The sequence below is a fragment of the Streptomyces sp. NPDC002911 genome (assembly GCF_053591835.1).
The window spans coordinates 1-13,488 of record NZ_JBSFUO010000011.1 but is presented as its reverse complement, the minus strand read 5'-3'; the positions used below and the strand labels follow the sequence as shown (position 1 = coordinate 13,488).

The window sequence follows — 13,488 nt, the reverse complement described above, 5'->3', positions numbered from 1 at the left end:
CACCGCGCCCACACGGACCAGGTACGTTCGATGTGTGGCTGGATTCAGGATCGGACGCGGCCGGGACAACCGCACACCGCAACAACACCCGCAGCAGCAACAGCCGTACGGCGCGCAGGCATCACCGCCGCCGCACGGCGGGCAGTCGTGGCCCCCGCAAGGAGGCAACGGCGCACCGTACGGAGGCCCCCAGGGCGCCCCGTACAGCGGCGGGCACAGCGGCAACGGACACGGGGGTGGGAACGGGCACGCAGGCGGGCACGGCGAACCGGAGTACTTCGGCGACGCATACCACCAGCCCTCGCAGCAGGACCCGTATGCCAACGCCCCGGGGCACACCCAGGCGTTCAGCATCAACGAGGACCCGTACGGCGACGGGAACACCTACCAGGCCGGTCAGGCCCCCGCACAGCCCTCGGGGCCCAGACTGCACTGGAAGCAGCTGCTGCGCGGCATCGTGACGCGGCCGGGACCGACGTTCTGGCAGATGCGCGACTTCCCCGTCTGGGGCACCGCGCTCACGGTCACGTTCATCTACGGCCTGCTCGCGCTCTTCGGCTTCGACCAGGCGCGCGACGAGGCGATCCACGCGGAGGTCTCCACGGTCGCCCCGTACGTGATCTTCACGGGCATCGGCTTCGTGATCGGCGGGCTGGTCCTCGGCGCGGTCACCCACACCCTGGCCCGCCAGCTCGGCGGCACGGGCTCCTGGCAGCCGACCGTGGGCCTGTCGATGCTCATCATGTCGATCACGGACGCCCCGCGCCTGGTCTTCGCCCTCTTCCTCGGCGGCGAGAACTCCCTGGTGCAGATCCTCGGCTGGATCACCTGGCTGGCCGCCGGCGCGCTGTTCACCTCGATGGTGAGCAAGTCGCACGACCTGCCGTGGCCGAAGGCCCTGGGGGCCTCGGCGATCCAGCTGATCGCACTGCTCGCGATCATCAAGCTCGGCACCATCTGATTCTGGACGGACATGTGGGAGGGCCCCGGTGCATGGCACCGGGGCCCTCCCACATGTCCGTCCCGCGTCGCGTTGCGTATGCCCTAGGAGTCGAGAACCTGACCCTCACGACGCACGACGGGCTTCTCCACGCTCCACGGGAAGTTGATCCACTGATCGGTCTTCTTCCACACGTACTCACATTGCACGAGGGAATGCGGCTTCTCGTAGATGACCGCGCTGCGCACCTCGGCCACATGGTCGATGCAGAAGTCGCGGACCAGCTTCAGCGTCTTGCCGGTGTCAGCGACATCGTCGGCGATGAGGACCTTCTTCTGCGTGAAATCGATGGCGTTGGGGACGGGTGCCAGCATGACCGGCATCTCCAGCGTGGTCCCGACCCCTGTATAGAACTCGACGTTCACCAGATGAATGTTCTTGCAGTCCAGGGCGTACGCCAGGCCACCCGCGACGAAGACCCCGCCCCGCGCGATGCTCAGTACGACATCCGGCTCGTAACCGTCGTCGGCCACCGACTGCGCAAGCTCGCGTACGGCGTGCCCGAAGGTCTCGTACGTCAGGTTCTCCCGCTCGTCACCAGCCATGCCGCATCACACCTGTGTCCGATGGAAATTCATGAAAGAACGCGAGGCGGTCGGCCCTCGCTGACCCTGATAACGCGATCCGTAACGATCGGATCCGTACGGGAATTCAGAGGGAGAAGTCAGCCGGAACATACACAGCTGCCCGATCTTCATTCCCGGCCAGAGCTTGATCGGCAACGTCGCCAGATTGGACAGTTCGAGCGTCACATGACCCGAGAAACCGGGGTCGATGAACCCGGCCGTGGAATGCGTCACCAGCCCGAGCCGTCCCAGCGAGCTCTTTCCCTCGAGCCGCGACGCCAGGTCGTCGGGAAGGGAGATGACCTCGTAGGTCGACGCCAGGACGAACTCGCCGGGGTGGAGGATGAACGCCTCGTCGCCGTCCGGCTCGACCTGACGGGTCAGGTCCGCCTGCTCGACGGCGGGATCGATATGCGGATAGCGGTGGTTCTCGAACACCCGGAAGTAGCGGTCCAGCCGCACATCGATGCTCGAGGGCTGCACCATCGAGGCGTCGAACGGGTCAATGCGAACCCGCCCGGCATCGATCTCGGCCCGGAGGTCCTTATCTGAGAGAAGCACGCACCGAGGATACGCAGAACGCGCGAGCCGGCCCCAACCGGACCGCCCCGCGCGCGCCTGCCTCGGACCTACGAAACCCTCTACCGCTGCTCGAACACCACGGGAACCGCCTGCCTCAACCGCGCACAGCGCGGACAGCGGATGAGCCTCCCGGGACCGATCCGCCCGGATCCGAGCTGCTGCATCGGAAACGACGAGGTAGCAAAAACGTGCCCTTCGGCACAGCGTACGACGGTGCGCTCCATCGACTCCATCAAGTCCCTTCCCCAACCAGCCATGGACGAGACCGCCACATTAGGGGATGAACAGGACGCCACTCCACGCGGCACTCCGGCTACCCACGCTACGCCCCCAACTCCCGCCAGCCGCACCCGCATCCACACTCCGAAACGACACCCGGGCCCCGCGGCGGACACGCCGGGGGCCTGCGATGGGGTAGAGTGTGCGACGATGCGGCGCTGATCACCGGCACGCTTCGCGGGTGTAGTTTAATGGTAGAACATGAGCTTCCCAAGCTCAGAGCGCGAGTTCGATTCTCGTCACCCGCTCTTCGACGAAGGCCCTGGTCAGCGACCGGGGCCTTTCTTGTTGTCCAGACCTCTTGAGGGGCGGCGTGCCCTCCAGGTGCCCCATCTCCCGCCGGTACGGATGCCTCGGCGCCGCCCTCGATCCATGGGAGCCACGCCGAGCAAGGCGCCAGGCAACAACAGGAGTGACTTGGGCCACTCCGCCGGGTCGACTGTGTCAGCCGCATGCGGCAGCACGTTTACCGCCCGCTTTCAAGGCGCCGAGGAATCGCTGCGTGTCGGCCGACGCTGAGGTGCTTCTGAGGCAGACACAGTCATTCACCAGCGAAGTACGGACCACGTGCCACAAGGTGTGGTCCTCATAAGAAGCGTCCTCGGGGGAGGTGGCAGATGCCGCTGCTGTCGTGGAAAGCGGTGGCGTCCAACAGAAGCAGCCAGCACCCCACCGGCCCGCAGAAGCCGGACACCATCCCCGGAGTCCCCGTGGACACCGTGACCGGAAAGCCCATCGCTTACGTGCCCGGACAGCGCCCCGCCCGGACCGAGTACGCGGAACGGGACGACGTGCCGAGAAGTAACTCGGTCATCCGAGGGTTGGCCGGCTCCGTACATGAGCGGGTCAACCGGATCCGGCAAGCACAGGACTGGCTCGGACGTTGGCAGGACAAGATCCAGGGGAGGCCCCCGCGTCCTATCCGGACACTGGATGAATTCACCGGCGAGTCCCTCGCGCAGTGGGCCTTGACGAACGTGTTGTACGCGCGAAAGCGGCCGGCACCGTCCTTCGGATTCGGGCTGGCGCCAGTGCTCACACACAGCGTTGCAGCACGACGGCAGCGTCGACTCCGGGGCGCGCTGTTGTTGGCAACGCTGGTCTACCTGGGGGGCTCCCATCCACGAGGGCTGGCAGCGATTGTCGCCACCGTGTTGCTGTGGCAGTTCTTCACCGGGCGGGCCTGCCGGGCGATTCTGCGCTGGGGTTTCAACGCACTCGTACCGGCTGTCCTTCTCGCTGCGGCACTATTCGCCCTCTGGACTCTCGTCAAACCACATCTCCCACTGCTGCGCGATGCCGCCCTGGAAGGATCGCATGTCGCGCCGCATCTACTGATCGCTATCACTGCGGTTCACTTGCTTGACCGCTGGGCGTGCCACGCCTACGTGCAGTCGCTGCGTCTCGGCCGCGAACACATCGCAACGCGTCCCTTCCTCGCGCCGTTCGCCGCCAAGAGAATCACGGCGCACAAGGTCACTGAGCAGTGGCAAAGCATCGCGTACCGCAGGGAAGGCAGGGTGGACCGCTTCGTCGGAGCCGGCCTCGACTCGTGGCCGAAAGGGGCTACCCGTATCCAGCTCACGTCAGCCCGCACCAGTGAGGACGAGGAAGACAACCCGCCCCTGGCTACAGCCGACTTGTCCGACCTCGACACGAGTCAGAAATTCGAGGCGGACGAGCTGCTCGACAAGGTGCGCGACGAACTGGAGGAGCTTCGAGGAGCTCTCGTCGAAACCCATGCCCTGCCCAACTGTGATGTGGCCGAGTTCCTCAGTATCCCCGAGGGTCGGTGGAAGAGCTTGGGCCAGAGCAGTGGAGGCGGCGGCCGTAAGTCGGAGTGGCCGGAGGCCACTGAGATGTGCACCGAAGCCCGGGATGCGCCCACCGGTCACTTCTCGCGGAGATACCTCGCCGCGCAGGTCGTCGCCTGGGACGGCCAAATCGTCGTCACGGTCTTCGCGCACGCCGCCCTGGAAGGCAACACGCTGCACTTCGTCACCCGCCCCCACGTCCTGGCACCGCTGCTTCCCTCGGCAAACGTAACGCCCGCCAGGGGCTGGGATCTCGCCAGGAAACTGGCAGAAACACCGCTCCACGCATGCGGAGATACCGTGGCGCTCGCGTTCCGGGTGTACACGACCATCGGCCGCGGACTCGGGCTGCTGACCGCTGTGACCACGGCAGCTGCCGCTGTCCGCGAGAAAGACGACGGCCGGCCGGTGAGCCTGAGAGAACACTGCGGTCGGGAGACAACTGAGGACATGCACCAGACCGAGGACGTGCAGCGCTACGTGTCGATCCTGCAATCGCGGATGTTCAGCACGGTGAGCACTTTTCTCGCCGACCATGGTCTGGCGACCGGCGAGTTCAAACGTCAGGCCATCGCCATCACCCAGAACTTCATCAGCGGCGACAACAACCAGGTCAACACCGGCAATATGGGCGGCGGCATGCAACAAGGCCCCATGCCTGGCGGTCCGGCAAACAGAACCGAGAAGGCAGGTTGATCATGAGATTCGGTCGAGCAACCGCTGGTGGTGGCACCAACGTCACCGGCAGCGGCAACCAGGTCAACACCGGCAGAGTCGGTGGTGACATGCGCCAAGTCCAAGTCTCGGGGACTGCGGCAGACGATCCCAGGCTGTTGGCTGCACAGACCAGACTCGCCGAGCTGGTAGCCGCCCTCGACACCCACGCTGACGAAGTGCACAGCATCGACAGTTGCCGCCAGGCCGTAGCCAGAATTGACGAGGAGCTACGCGGGCCGGCGCCGGACGGCCGCCGCCTCACCGAGACCCTGGAGATGCTGAGCCTCGCGCTCGGGTCCGCCACGTCCCTGACCTCGCTCGCCGGATCACTGCGAAGTGCGATCGAGGCACTTCTCAGCTGAAGAACGATCGCCCCTTTCTGCTGCGAGAATTCAAAAGCCAGCTGGAGGCCAGTCGTCACGGCTACGTGGGCAGGGCCGACCGGCCCTGCCCACGTCCGCCTAATTCTCTCGTGCAGCCGAGCGGCGCGCTTCCTCCATCTTCCGGCGTCCCTCCTGCACCAGGGCGTCGATGCCCGACGCAACCTCCCGCTGCCGCTCACCATCGGAGTGCTGGTAAATCAGCGCCGCCTTCTCCGAGGACTGGCCGGCGCGGACCATCGTGTCCTTGAGCGTGGCGCCGGACTGGGTGGACAGGGTATGGCCGGTGTGCCGGAGGTCGTAGAAGCGGAAGCCCTCCGGCAGGCCGACCTGGCCGCGGGCACTGCGCCACTTGCGGCCGAAGGTGGACCGGCGGAAGGGAGCGCCCCTCTCTCCGGCGAACAGGAGCCCGTCGGGTTCCTTCTCGGCGTACCAGTCGAGGTGGCGCTTCACCTCGATGTGCAGGAAGGCCGGTAGGAAGACGGTTCGCCTTCCGGCCGCCGACTTCGTGTCGCCTTCGACGCGACGGCCGGTGGTCAGCTCGGGTGCCGCGTCACGGGTCTTGACCCCGAGGGGTTCGAGGGTGACGTCGGGGCGACTGAGGGCGGCCTGTTCTTCCGGCCGCATGGGCCCGTAGGCGCCGAAGTAGACCATCAGCCGCCACCTCGGCCCCATGGCGTCGGCAAGCGCGTCGACTTGGTCCGAACGACCTGATCGGGCGCCCGTACAGCAGCTCCCCCGACGACAGCCAGTGGCAGGTTGCCGCCTCGTCGATCCTGCGCGAGCTGCGCCGCTACGACCTCGTCCCGTCTTCGACGGAGCTCCGCGGCCCGCATCACAGCTGTGGCGTGAGGTGACCCGGCTGCACCGCCTGCGGGACACCGCCTCCAACGTGGCGATTCTCCGGGTTCTCCCGGACCTGTTCCGCGAGGCGCGTGCCCTGGCGGAGGAGTCGGAGGGGCACGAACGGGAGGAGGTGTATGCCATCTACGCCGTGTGCTGCAAGTTCGCACACACCGCCGCCCGCTCCCTCGGACACCCCGAACTGGTCGCCATGGCCTGCGAGCGGGCCGCATGGTCAGCCAGGTTGTCGGGAGATCCGGTGCTGCCCGCCGTCGCCGACTGGATGAGGGTCTGGGACATGTGGGCGACGGCTGACTGGGCCGACGCTCTGACGCTCTCGGACAAGGCGATCACCTCGGTGGAGCAGGAGTACGACCGTGGCGAGCCGCTGGCCGTGCGGGCCTTGGGCACGCTGCAGCTGCGGTCTCCGCCGCCCGAGCCGGCCGCGCCTCGGAGGCCGAGGACCGGATCGGACACGCGAAGGCTGCTGCCAAACGCATGGACGCGTACGTCGGGGCACCGGTGTACGACCGGCATTCGCTGACGTTCTTCCGCCGGGAACGTGCAGATCCACGCGATCAGCGTGGCTCTGGAAATGGGCAAGCAGGGCAAGGCGCTGGAGATAAACCGCCGTATCAGCCCAGTACTGGTCGGGTCACTGCCCAACTCCCGGCAGGCTCACCACCACATGGACGTCGCGCGAGCCTGGTTGTGGGACGGGAACCGGGAAAGGCCCTGGCCGAGCTGGAGACAGCCGAGCGGATCGCGCCCCAGCTCGTACGGAACCACCCCATCGCCCGTTCGACGCTTCGCAGCATCGTCTACGCGGAACGAGCAGCCACACGGGAGAAGCTGCGGCGCATGTCCGACCGCTTCCACCTGGACGGGTAGAGGTCGTATTCCTCGAGAGGGTGGTCATCCCTGCGGTGTGAGGAGCGTCAGACTCAGGATTGCCGCGAGGGCCATCGCCATCGGAACGACGAACCACCACCAGCGCAACCACTCGGCCTTCACGAACAACAGCGTCAGCAGCGAGGTGATGGCGGCGAAGACCCAACGCCAGACCGGAGGCGAAGCCGGAATGGCCGGAGGTCTCGGAAGTGTTCGGCTCTTCCATGGCGGCAATGAGGATGAAGTAGCCAGTGACGAGGCGCCCCAGGCCGAGCACGGTCGCACACACCACGGATCCGCCAGCGTCCGTCTTCCTGAAACGCGCTGACTCCGGACTGTCGATCGTGCGCCGGGTCCCATCGCTCACAGCCGCGCCTCCTTTACCTTGTCCACGTGTCTGCGGAGGTGCCCGCAGAGCGGTGTCTCCCCGTCGCAGGCACGTCCAGTCGTTACGGACGACCCGCGTCCCCCGGGCTCTTACTGAAGACCGTGAGGTCTCCGTACGAAGTGCGTGACATGTTGCCGAACGCGGAGGGCTGGATGAAGCGTGTCGCATCGACGGCGATGCTGTCGGGCAGCGGAGGGGTCGGTGATGCGCCCTCACAGACCACTGCGTCCCAGGCGGCGCGTGGGCTGAGCCCTGCGCGGTCGAGCACGAACCCCCGGCAGTGGTCGCGGAGTTGGTCGAGGGCTCGGACCAGGGTTGCTACGACCTGCTCACGCTCCGGCTCCTGCAGGGCGCCGAGCTCGTGGACGACAACCGTCGTCGCGTCATCCAGCCGACGCACCCTGACCACCGTGAACGTGTCCGAGGCGAACCAGAGATGGAGTGCGATCTCGCCGTCACCCGGATCCAGGATGTCGGCCGGGTCTTCTGCGCCTTGTGCAGGCCGGGTAACCTCCCCGCCGCTTCCGGTGCGGGACAGGGAGATGTCCCCGGTGAGCGGATGGCGGGTCCTCAGACCAACGCTGTCCAGGCTCCTCAGCATCCGGCTGGAGATCTGCGGGTTGAGCTCCGACAGATACCAGGAGAAGAAGCCCTCCGTGCCTGCTGCGCCACTCACCCTCGCCGCGAATGAGGACCGGCCAAAGACTTCCCGGACGATTTCTTCGGTTCGGCTTGGCGAGACCGGCGAAGCGGTGTAGCGAGCGGCGCGGACAGCCGCCAGAAAGTCCTCCGGCAATTGAGTGTGGTAGCGCTCCACATAGTGGCGCAGTTCGACCGGCCACATCCATGTGCCCTCGGTGACGAGTGACCCGGCGCCAGGAATCCACTCGTCACCGGTGATCACATCGCGTTCCGCGCCCATGACGCTGAAGATCTCGGTTCCCGAGGCGAGGAAAGCGAGAAGACCAGACTCGTCGTTCAGTCCATTCGGTCGAATGGCGTCATGGATCGACGGAGCGGAGAGGTCAGTGTCCTGTGGTGCGAATTCGCGAAAGAACCCTACTCGCTTGATCATGGTTTATCTCCGTTGTGAGTTCCGCTATTCGGCCATCGGCAAGAAGGTTCGCCAGTAGCCGCCGTTGCCAATCTGCGGCGTCTGTCCAGGTCCCAGGTTGGGCGATGTTCCCACCTTGTTGGTCGGCGCCTGCACCGGCACGCCAAGGTCGTTGGCCACTCGCTGGGCGAGCGGCAGCTCCACGGAGTTCGGCGCTGCATAGCCGGAGTGGCACGAGATGAGCCGCACCGGGCCACCGTCGTAGTTCGGGTTGCTACGGATTGCGTCCGAGACGTGAGTCGGGTGCACCTCGAAGTCCATGAGGGTCTTGCCATGACTGTTCACTCGGCCGGGCAGGAACACACCCTGATTCGTGCCATGAACGATGACGTCGTGCTTCCCTGGTTCGCGTGCGACGCGTTGCGCGTTTCCCAACGTGCGCTCGTCGTATCCGATGGTAGTGGTCCGCTTACCGAAGTAAACCGGATCACCTGATATGAGTGCGTGGTCCCCAGGAACCCTTGGGGGCACGGGAATCTTCGAGTCCTCGGTCTGCAAGAGCTTCCACGTGCGCCGCTTCCCCATGTCGTCGAGTGCCGTGGGCAGTCGCCCGGCTTCCGCGAGATTCGGGTTCGCTACGCCAATGGGTATGTCCTGAACAAAGAGGTTACGGAATCCTCCCACGTCTCCTGCGGCACGGGTCGCTCCTGCGGCACCTCCGAATGCACCTCCGAACGCTCCGCCGTACAGGGCGGCCTGCTCCACGGAGTTGAGGCTGAAGCCGTTTGCTGGCCGGTCGCCATCCTGAGCGGCTGCGCGACAGCCAGGTCGATCGTGATGCCCTCGATCGCGCCGAAAGCGATGCCGGTCAGAGTGGTCGCGGCGATGGTGGCGACGGTCGTGGACACAGTGACACCGAGCCCGGCGGCGATCTCGATGACGGCCGCCGTCGCGGCGGCCGAAGCCGCAGTCGAAGCACCGAACGTAAAGACAGCCAGGCCAACACCCGCAGCGATGATCGTGGCTGCGATGGCGATTTCGGTCCAGAGCTGTTCGATCGCGTCATCGACGGCGTCGGCAAACTCGTCGAGCGCCTTGGCCATGGCTCGCGCGGCCTCAGCCGTGTCGTCCAGCCATCCGACGCCCTCGCGCTTGTGGTATCGGCCCCAGAACGTTTCGAAGGCGTCGATCGCCTCACCCTTATTGTTCAGGATGATCGAGCCGGCCTTGTTGTTGACCGGTCCGATGATGTCGTCGACCGCTCCGGCGAAGGTCCGCCAAGCCTTCGCTTTCGACCTGAGGGTGCCGGAGTTCGCGTCCGGCCACCACATGCCGGCTTCCATGAGGAGGTCTTTGGCGACGTCTTCGACGCTCACCGATCGCCTCGGTCGCGGCCGTCACCGGTCGCGATCTTCGTAAACATGCCCTCGATCAGCTTCTCGTTGGCTATGTGACCATCAGCCATGTCAGTCATGGCCGCGTTGATGCTCTTCAGACCTAGAACGAGAATTTCGACCGCTCGCTCGATCTGCCTGCGCTTCGGGTTGTAGGCGTCACCGAACTTCTGCCCTTGCTCGTCGTCTCCCCACGGCGAACCCAGCCCGTCCAATGACTCCTTGAGCGCCTTCGCTGCATTGGCAAGCGCTGTACTTTGCTGCTGGAACGTCGGCGCTGCCTTCTTCAGATCCTGGGTGGAAATATTGAGGATCTTGCCGGTATCACTCATGTCGTTCTTCCCCCGTGCTTGTGCAACAGCAGTGCGACGTTACCGGAGCCCCCTCTGCCAGCTGCGCGAGGAGTCCAGGTGCCAGACTTTGTCGATCGGAACGGCAGGACCGCGAGGTAAAGAGTCGACGCTCCCCGTTACCTTTTCTGTGGCCCCGCAATGGGGCGCCTGGCCCCCGGGCCCGGTATGGCTGTGTGCCCCCTGTCGAAGTCGATGACCTGGGGGGTGTTGCCGCCGGGCTTCGGGGCACCGCTTGACCGCTGATGAGGGGGCCTTGACCCAAGGCCGGGTAGTCAACGTTTTTGCAGGTCACGCAAGTCAGTTGAAGGATTTCCAACGCAGAGCAACGGAGCTCGTTGATACAGGCAGTCGTCCAAGACAGCTTGTTTGAGGAGCTCCGTTGCCGTTTCATCATGTCCTGCCGGCCCCGGTGATGGCCATCACCCGTACGGTCACAGTGGCTGCTGGCCGGTTCGCGCCCGGGCATCTGGGCGAGCCCGCTCGGTGCAGAGACGACTGCGTGATCTTCCTTCGCGGGTCGGGATCTACTTCCTGCTCGCGATGTGTCTGTTCCCTGAAGTCGGCTACCGGCTGGTCCAGAGGGGAAAGCGGCGCCAAGGCGTTCGGCGGCTCACCCGACGACCCCGGTCTGCCAGTGACCCACGACGACATCGTAAACGGCAACAGTCCGGACAGCCGGGGCGGCACGATGGCGCCCGCCGAGCAGATCCGGTGAGGTGGTAAACCTGTGGAAATCGCCCTGAACACCCTTCGCGCCATGGTGACGAACACCCCGCTCACGTCCATTCCACGCCTCGCCCTCGACATTCCCCAGTTGGTCTCGGGTGAGTTCACCGACCGGGCGGGGTTCGAGCGGCTGCTCCCCGGCACCTTCGGAAGCCAGGAATGGCTGGGCTCGGAGAATGACGACCTCCTGTTCGACAACAGCAGCCGCCAGATGGTCGCCGTAGGGCTCCACCTGCCCGCCGCGTCCGCTCCGGTACAGGCCCACATCCGTCTGGCCGCCGAGCCCCGAGCCGTCCAGGGCGGCCTCCTCGCAGAGGAGGTACGCGATTTCGCCCTCGCACAGACGAAGACGCTGTGCTGCGATCCCGAAGCAACGGAGTTGACCTGCCTGCGAGACCTCGCGGTCCTCGACACCCCGCTGGATGCCCGGGTCGAGATCGCCCCCGGTCTGACGCTCCTGATCCAGACCGGGGCGGTCGCCGGCTGGAGCCTGGCCGACCCGGCCCGATACCTGGCGACCGGGTACAGCGCTCCCGACCCCGCGCCTCCCGCCCCGGCCACCAGGCTGCGACTGGCCGAGTGCCTGGCACTGATCACCCGGCCTTCGGTCGACGCAGTGATGGACAAGGAGCCGGGCGCCTGGCACCAGCTCCGTACGACCGAGCAGGCCCTGCGCGAACAACGGGAGGACCCGCAAAGGGCAGCGGCCCTCCACCAGCTGGTGGCCCGCCTCATCGAGGATTATGAAAGCTGGTGAGCGAGGTAGGAAAAGCGCCTCCGCCGAGCCGGTTCAGCAAGGTCATCGCCCGACCAAGAGGGCAATGACGGCTCTGACGCTGATGAGGTCGTCGGCACGGTAAAGGACGGGGCCCGGGGTGTGGACCTGGCCGCAGACGACGGAGCACGGCCTCTGGCCTTCACCATCACAGCAGGCCAAGCTGGTGACGCACCTGCCTTCGAGGCCGTCATGTCCCGCATCCGCGTTCCGCGCAGCGGCCCCGGCAGACCGCGAACCCGGCCCCTCGCCGTGCTGGCCGACCGGGCCTACTCCTCCCGCGCCATCCGCGGCCACCTCCGGCGCCGGGGAATCCAGGCGGTGATCCCGCAGCCTTCCGACCAGACCAGCCACCGCCTGCGGCGGGGCCGCCGAGGCGGCTGCCCACCCAGCTTCGACCGCAAGGTCTACAAGCAGCGGAACACCGTCGAGCGGTGCATCAGACCCCACCGGTTCCATCATGCGACCTCGACTGTGGAGCGTCAGGGGAAGCCACAAGCCCTTCTATGCATACTCCAGTATGCTTGCCGTATGTCCTCAACGACTCGCATCACCGTCACGCTACCCAGCGACCAGGTGGCGGAGCTCCGCAAGCTCACGGACAACGTCTCCGGCTATGTGGCGGAAGCCGTGGCCCGCCAGATTCGGCACCAGTTGCTGGGCGACGACCTTCGCCGCCACGAGGAAGAACACGGTCACTTCAGCGACGAGGAACTCGCGGAGGCCCGTTCGAAGATCTTCGGTGCCGCCGGCTCCTCCAAGGACGCGGACGCCGCGTGAGCGAGCGCGTCGAAACCGTTGTCCTGGACTCGGAAGGGCTCTCTGCCTGGATCGCGCAGGACCGCAAGCTCCTCGCGATGCTGCAGGTCTTCCACGACATGGGAGCCGACCTGGTGATCGGGGCGAACACCATCGTGGAAGTCAGCCACTCCCGCACCAACATGCCTCGCCTGAACTGGGCCCTGTCCCGCATCAAGGTGGAGCCGGTCACCGAGCAGGCGGCGAAAGCGGCGGCTGAGCTCCTCAAGGGCGCCGGACTGCACGGGCACAAGTACGCCATCGACGCCACGGTCGCCGAGGTCGCCCTACGTCAGCCGAAACCCGTCGCCCTGCTGACGTCCGACAGCGATGACATGACCAAGCTCTGCGGCAACCAAGTCCGCAGCGTCCCCCTCTGACCAGTCGGCCCGCCCGGAGCACACGTCGCACTGCCAGCTCTCATGCCCCATCCGCGCCCAGCAGAGCGGACATCAGCGGTCAGATACGGCTCCCAGAGACCGGGAGCCATCCACCTTCCCATTCCGAAATCGCAGGTCAGAGCCCCTAGCGAGACGCTGCGGAGCTGGGTGCGCCAGGCCGACGAGCACGCGGGCCCGGATCACGGCCGCGAGGACCAGACCGCGCAGAGCCGGGATGAGGAACTGGCCCGGCTGCGCGCGGAGAACGGCCGACTGCGCAAAGCGGAGAAGGAGTGGGAACTCGAGCGGGAGATCCTGCGTCGGGCGGCGGCCTATTTCGCGAAGGAGATGAAGTGAAGACCCGCCGCTGGGACTTCGTCTCCGCCCACGCCTCATTCTTCGGCGTCCAGCGGATATGCCGGGTTCTTCAGGTCTCGCGCTCGGGCTACTACTGGTGGCTTGCCGGCGCGAAGGCCCGCGAGGTCCGGCAGGCTGCCGAGGATGCCCTGGTCGCGGAGATCCGCGAGGTCCATACCGTGCACAAGGGC

At 66.1% G+C, this 13,488-nt stretch carries 14 protein-coding genes, 1 tRNA gene and 4 pseudogenes; 12 read left to right on the top strand and 7 right to left on the bottom strand.

Annotated elements, in window-relative coordinates:
* The first annotated feature begins 34 nt into the window (after positions 1-34).
* Positions 35-961: a Yip1 family protein gene (locus ACWD04_RS18545; protein ID WP_451133162.1), complete on the top strand. Its 927-nt coding sequence runs from the start codon at positions 35-37 to the stop codon at positions 959-961.
* A gap of 83 nt (positions 962-1,044) precedes the next feature.
* Here ACWD04_RS18545 and ACWD04_RS18540 read toward each other — a convergent pair whose 3' ends face one another.
* Positions 1,045-1,545 carry a phosphoribosyltransferase gene (locus ACWD04_RS18540; RefSeq protein WP_451133160.1) on the bottom strand — a complete coding sequence of 167 codons (501 nt, stop codon included), beginning with the start codon at positions 1,543-1,545 and terminating at the stop codon, positions 1,045-1,047.
* 6 nt (positions 1,546-1,551) lie between these two features.
* The gene (gene dcd / locus ACWD04_RS18535) at positions 1,552-2,127 is read right to left on the bottom strand and encodes a dCTP deaminase (protein ID WP_451133158.1); all 576 of its coding nucleotides are present in this window, start codon (positions 2,125-2,127) and stop codon (positions 1,552-1,554) included.
* A 477-nt stretch (positions 2,128-2,604) separates the two neighbouring features.
* Between dcd and ACWD04_RS18530 the strand changes: the two genes are divergently transcribed.
* The 3 genes from ACWD04_RS18530 to ACWD04_RS18520 all read left to right on the top strand — a co-directional run bounded on the left by ACWD04_RS18530 (position 2,605) and on the right by ACWD04_RS18520 (position 5,320).
* Positions 2,605-2,675 (top strand) — tRNA-Gly (locus ACWD04_RS18530).
* Between the two features lie 369 nt (positions 2,676-3,044).
* Complete coding sequence (locus ACWD04_RS18525; RefSeq protein ID WP_451133156.1) at positions 3,045-4,937, top strand: hypothetical protein; 1,893 nt, start codon at positions 3,045-3,047, stop codon at positions 4,935-4,937.
* 2 nt (positions 4,938-4,939) lie between these two features.
* Positions 4,940-5,320, top strand: coding sequence for a hypothetical protein (locus ACWD04_RS18520; protein WP_451133154.1), 381 nt, complete (start codon positions 4,940-4,942; stop codon positions 5,318-5,320).
* A gap of 99 nt (positions 5,321-5,419) precedes the next feature.
* On the opposite strand, the pseudogene ACWD04_RS18515 reads toward ACWD04_RS18520, so the two are convergent.
* Positions 5,420-6,037: pseudogene (locus ACWD04_RS18515) on the bottom strand (tyrosine-type recombinase/integrase); the annotation flags it as partial.
* Positions 6,038-6,039: 2 nt separating this feature from the next.
* Here ACWD04_RS18515 and ACWD04_RS18510 point away from each other — a divergent pair.
* Positions 6,040-7,072: pseudogene (locus ACWD04_RS18510) on the top strand (helix-turn-helix domain-containing protein); the annotation flags it as partial.
* Between the two features lie 449 nt (positions 7,073-7,521).
* Here the strand turns inward: ACWD04_RS18510 and ACWD04_RS18505 are convergent.
* The 4 genes from ACWD04_RS18505 to ACWD04_RS18490 form a co-directional block, all read right to left on the bottom strand.
* Positions 7,522-8,382, bottom strand: coding sequence for a hypothetical protein (locus tag ACWD04_RS18505; protein WP_451133152.1), 861 nt, complete (start codon positions 8,380-8,382; stop codon positions 7,522-7,524).
* A gap of 177 nt (positions 8,383-8,559) precedes the next feature.
* Positions 8,560-9,072 (bottom strand): hypothetical protein, encoded by a 513-nt coding sequence (locus ACWD04_RS18500; protein ID WP_451133148.1) that lies wholly within the window; start codon positions 9,070-9,072, stop codon positions 8,560-8,562.
* A gap of 77 nt (positions 9,073-9,149) precedes the next feature.
* Positions 9,150-9,890, bottom strand: coding sequence for a WXG100-like domain-containing protein (locus tag ACWD04_RS18495; RefSeq protein WP_451133146.1), 741 nt, complete (start codon positions 9,888-9,890; stop codon positions 9,150-9,152).
* Positions 9,887-10,240 carry a hypothetical protein gene (locus ACWD04_RS18490; RefSeq protein WP_451133144.1) on the bottom strand — a complete coding sequence of 118 codons (354 nt, stop codon included), beginning with the start codon at positions 10,238-10,240 and terminating at the stop codon, positions 9,887-9,889. The genes ACWD04_RS18495 and ACWD04_RS18490 overlap by 4 nt, the downstream gene beginning before the upstream one ends.
* 504 nt (positions 10,241-10,744) lie before the next feature.
* Between ACWD04_RS18490 and ACWD04_RS18485 the strand changes: the two genes are divergently transcribed.
* The 7 genes and pseudogenes from ACWD04_RS18485 to ACWD04_RS18455 form a co-directional block, all read left to right on the top strand.
* A complete protein-coding gene (locus ACWD04_RS18485) occupies positions 10,745-10,984 on the top strand; it encodes a transposase domain-containing protein (RefSeq protein ID WP_451133142.1) in 240 nt (79 codons plus the stop codon).
* Between the two features lie 4 nt (positions 10,985-10,988).
* A complete protein-coding gene (locus ACWD04_RS18480; RefSeq protein ID WP_451133140.1) occupies positions 10,989-11,744 on the top strand; it encodes a hypothetical protein in 756 nt (251 codons plus the stop codon).
* Between the two features lie 120 nt (positions 11,745-11,864).
* Positions 11,865-12,215: pseudogene (locus ACWD04_RS18475) on the top strand (transposase); the annotation flags it as partial.
* Between the two features lie 78 nt (positions 12,216-12,293).
* Positions 12,294-12,542 carry a hypothetical protein gene (locus ACWD04_RS18470; RefSeq protein ID WP_451133503.1) on the top strand — a complete coding sequence of 83 codons (249 nt, stop codon included), beginning with the start codon at positions 12,294-12,296 and terminating at the stop codon, positions 12,540-12,542.
* Positions 12,539-12,940: a DNA-binding protein gene (locus tag ACWD04_RS18465; RefSeq protein WP_451133138.1), complete on the top strand. Its 402-nt coding sequence runs from the start codon at positions 12,539-12,541 to the stop codon at positions 12,938-12,940. The genes ACWD04_RS18470 and ACWD04_RS18465 overlap by 4 nt, the downstream gene beginning before the upstream one ends.
* A 168-nt stretch (positions 12,941-13,108) precedes the next feature.
* Entirely contained in the window at positions 13,109-13,297 is a 189-nt protein-coding gene (locus ACWD04_RS18460; RefSeq protein ID WP_451133136.1) for a hypothetical protein, read from the top strand.
* Positions 13,294-13,488, top strand: a pseudogene (locus ACWD04_RS18455) (IS3-like element ISRhosp1 family transposase); the annotation flags it as partial. The gene ACWD04_RS18460 and the pseudogene ACWD04_RS18455, both read left to right, overlap by 4 nt.